General features: G+C 69.9%; 2 protein-coding genes and 1 pseudogene. 1 reads left to right on the top strand and 2 read right to left on the bottom strand.

The genetic code is table 11. The features are described 5' to 3' along the window. Positions 1-171: 171 nt before the first annotated feature. Entirely contained in the window at positions 172-2931 is a 2760-nt protein-coding gene (locus ACZ6NC_RS23350; protein WP_465735722.1) for a tetratricopeptide repeat protein, read from the bottom strand. 170 nt (positions 2932-3101) lie between these two features. Then, entirely contained in the window at positions 3102-3557 is a 456-nt protein-coding gene (locus tag ACZ6NC_RS23345) for a MarR family winged helix-turn-helix transcriptional regulator (protein ID WP_465735721.1), read from the bottom strand. 119 nt (positions 3558-3676) lie between these two features. Between ACZ6NC_RS23345 and ACZ6NC_RS23340 the strand changes: the two are divergent. Next, positions 3677-3957: pseudogene (locus tag ACZ6NC_RS23340) on the top strand (hypothetical protein); the annotation flags it as partial.

The raw sequence follows: 3957 nt of genomic DNA, 5'->3' as shown, positions 1-3957 counted from the left end.
ATCCCCCCCCCCCCCCCCCCCCCCCCCCACCCCCCCCCCCCCCCTCCCCTCCTCCCCCCCCCCCCCCCCCTCCCCTCCCCCCCCCCCCCCCCGCTGCCCGAACAGTCAGGCGGCCCGCAGGATGCGCAACCGGGAAACGTCCTAACCCGGGCCCGCCACGTCACGGCTTTCTCAGGTCGACCGGACAGCCTGGAGGCGCGCCAGCCGGTATTCCAGGTGACGAACGCCGGCGTCCTGGGCGCGGCGCAGGACGTGTTCGGCTCCGACGAGGTCGCCTCGTTGCTCTCGAAGTTCGGCCAGGGTTACGAGCAGCTCGGGGTGCCCCTGCGCGACCAGCCTCAGAAGCAGCTGTTCGGCGGCTTTGTGCTCGCCGCGGGCCGCGCGGCCTCGCGCCAGGGCCCCGAGGAGGTCGGTGGAGTCGCCAGCGAGTTCTTCGGCCTGCCGGGTCTTTCCTCGGATCTCCAGGATGCGCACAAGATCCCTGGCCGCGCTGGGCTGGCCCTCGTGGAGGGCCCGCCGATAGAGCTTCTCGGCTTGCTTGAGGGAGCCTTCCTTCTCCCTCAGGACGGCAAGTTCGAGTAGGACGTAGTCGAGATCCAGGTTGTACGCCCTCCAGAAGAGGGCGGCGGCGGAGCGGTGGTTCCCCTTGCCGCGCCGGATCATTCCCAGGCCGCGGAGTGTGTTGATCTCGCCGAGGGCGACGGCGATCTCGCAGTAGAACTCCGCTCGTTCGCTGTCGCCTTCCTCTTCGAGAATCCATGCGAGTTCGCGGGGCGCGTTGGCGTCGCCCTCGGCTCTGGCGTGCTCGAGTACCCGGATGGCCCGGGGCGCATCGTTGTACCTGTAGGTCCAGGCCAGGCCGGTGAAGGCTTCGGTGTTGCCGGCTCTGAATGAGTGTGTGGCCATGGCCAGGGCGAGTTCGTGCTGGTCACGATGGGCCAGTGAACGCGCCTGGTACTCGACTGCCCGGGCGCCGAAGAAGCCGGATCGCAGGGCTTGGTCGTACAGCTCGACCGCGTGGGCGTGGTCCCCCCGTTGGGCCCGGATGGTGGCCAGTCCTACGAGGGCGTCCGAGCGGCTGTTGTCGCGGTCCAGGACCTTTCGGTACCAGCGTTCGGCGTCGTCGGGTCGGTCTTCGTCTTCTGCGCGGAACGCAAGCTTGAGCTGCGCGGTGACGTCGCCGAGGCCGGCTGCCAGCTCGTAGTAGACGTAAGGGTCCTGACCCTTACGGTGCCGGCCGATCCACGCGGCCAGGGCGGAGAGGGCGGTGCCCACTCCCTCTTCTGCCGCCGCCAGGGCCAGGGTTTCGGCTTCGGCTGCTCTGCCTCGGTCCAGGGCTGCCTGTGACAGGGCTACCTTGTCCTGCGCGCTGGCGGCATGGTCAGCCGCTGACGCCCAGAACGCGTCCTCGGGGCAGACCAGTCGCCGGTGCCGCTGACCGTGCAGTTCGACGTAGTCCGCCAGCCGGTAGTGGCGGGGGTTCTGCGTCCCGGCCATGGGGAAACCGGGGGCGGGTGCGAGCGGTCCGCGGACTCCTCGGCACGGGGCTGACAGGTACTGCAAGGCTCGGGGGAACCAGTCGGGTTCTGCGAGGTCCCGCTGCAAAGGGGTGAGATAGGCCTCGGCAGCGGCCTGGAGGAACGCGTGGGACAGGTCGAGGCCGTGTCCGAACCGTCGGGCATCCATCGCAGCGTGCAGGACCGCCTGGGCGGCAGGGGATGCGTTCGTGTAGCGCTCCAGTTGCGCGGGCCCACCTGCCAGGTACTGGATGACGTGCCCGCTCTCGGCCTCGCGGACGGCCTGGAGTATGCGGGGGTCGTTGTGCTCGCCCTGGTCGAGGAGTGCGGCGACTTCGTCGTCGGTCAAGCGCTCGGGCAGCCGCAGGGCGCACTTGGCCAGGAGCGCTCGCGTTTTCGCGCGCTCGTCTCCGGGGGCGCTGGTCATGGTGATCCAATGGGTGTGCCAGGTGGTACCCAGGATCACGACAGGTGCGCGCTTCTGGTCACGCAGCAGTTCGGTGAGCCTGGCCGCGATGCGTTCGTCGCGGCTGGGGTCGGCGGAAAGCAGGTAGCGATTGATCTCGTTGAGCCACACGACGGTGCGGGGCTTCACCGCTGCCAACGACGCGAGAAAGTCGTCCTGGTCGGCCGGGTGCCATAACCGCCACTCTCCCGGCAGGCGCTGAATGGCCTCCCATGCCGCGCGCGTCTTGCCGGTGGAGGAGTCGGCGAGGAGGACTCGCATCACGCTGTTCCCGGCAAGGGCTGTGCTGATGGCGGCGTCGAGCTGATCGTCGAACGGCCTGCGGAAATACGTCGGCAGCGCAGGGATGGCCGGGGCCGCGCCGTGGTCGGCGGCGATCGCCTCGTGCACCTCCAGGCTGAACGGGTCGGTCTCACTCACCAACCATCCGACCTCGGCCCTGTCTTGTGACTCGTAGAACGCCCGCAGGGCATCGGCGTCGCAGAAGCGACGTGCCACCTCGTCTCCACAGTAGCGGGCCACGATCCGCGGCCACGGTCGCAGCCGGCGTGCGAGTTCGTCGGCGTCCCACAGTTCCAGCTCCACGTCCGGGTGCTGGGCCCGGTATCGATCGACCAGGTCACGAACCTGGGTAGGGGTGTCCTTGCAGGAGACGACAATGACCAGCCGTGTCGCCCCGTAGGGCCGTGGACCGTGGAGGAACAGGTCCAGGGCCCTCCTCGCGTCTGACTCGCCGAACCGGGCAACCTGCTTGACCTGGAAGGCGTGCCAACGGCCGTCCGTCGACTGGCCGGCAATGTCGATTCCGGCCTGTGCCTGGCCAGGGGTGCCGTACCGGTGACACGGAGACAACCGCTCCGATGCTTGGACGAGCTCCCACACCAGCTTCTCGAAGTTGTTCCAGAACACGTCGTAGAACGGCAGGGCACCGATCTTCCCGTCGATCACGACCGGTCGGTGCCGGGAAGGGTCAGCCACGTCGCCTCGCTAGATCCGCTGTCGTCCCTCGACGGGAACTCTAGAGGACTGCGAGGCCCGGGACGGGCGCCGGCTCTGCGGCGGGCCACGCTGAGGTCGGGCAGACCTGTCCTGGAAACCGCTCCTGAACATCCTCACTGTCAGTCGTGGTCGGCGGCGAAGGGTCCCTCGTCGACGAAGCGGCGCAGGAGGCGGGCGAAGGCCTGGGTGTCCGCCTGCGGCCAGGTGGCGAGCGAGTCCTCGATGCCGGCTGCGAGTCTCTGCCGAGAGACGGCCACGATGGCGTGGCCGTTGTCGGTGAGGGCGAGCAGGGTGGCGCGGCCGTCGGCCGGGTCGGGCTGGCGTCGGAGGAGGCCGGCCGTTTCCAGGCGGTCGGCGCGGCGGGTGACGGTGGTGCGGTCGAGTCCGATCTCGCGTCCCAGGTCGGCGGCGCTGCACGGGCCGGTGCGGGCCAGGCCGCTGAGGACCGGGTAGGTGAGGTCGTCGACCGCCTCCCCCAGTCCCTCGGTGAGCCGGGTGTAGAGGCGTTCGCGGGTGCTGCGCCGCAGGAGCAGCCCGAGGGCGTAGGCGATGTCGTGTCCTGTCGAGTCGTTCACCCCTCCAGATTAGCGTGCGCGGAACACGCTTTCCTGCTACAGTCAGAAGCGTGCTCAAGGCACGCACTTGCGAACGAATCCACGGCGGGCCGCTCCCGCACGCAACCGAAGGAAGTCCCATGAACCGCACCGACATCCGTGCCGCCCTCACCGACCTGCTCCTCACCCCGGGCCTCGACCTGGACGAGGCCGCCGACCGGCACTTCGCCCCCGACTACCGCCAGCGCACCGACGGCAGCTGGGCGAACCGCACGGAGTTCCTCGCCCACATCGCCCACCTGCGCACGGTCGTGGCCGGCGGCTCGGGGGGGGGGGGGGGGGGGGGAGTGGGGGGGGGGGGGGGGGGGGGGCGGGCGCCGCGGAAGAGGGGGCACAAAACAGGAGTGCAGAAGACGCTGTA

The sequence above is a fragment of the Kitasatospora sp. NPDC041988 genome (assembly GCF_055588525.1).
The sequence above is the reverse complement of the archived record's forward strand: the minus strand, read 5'-3'. Positions and strand labels throughout refer to the sequence as shown.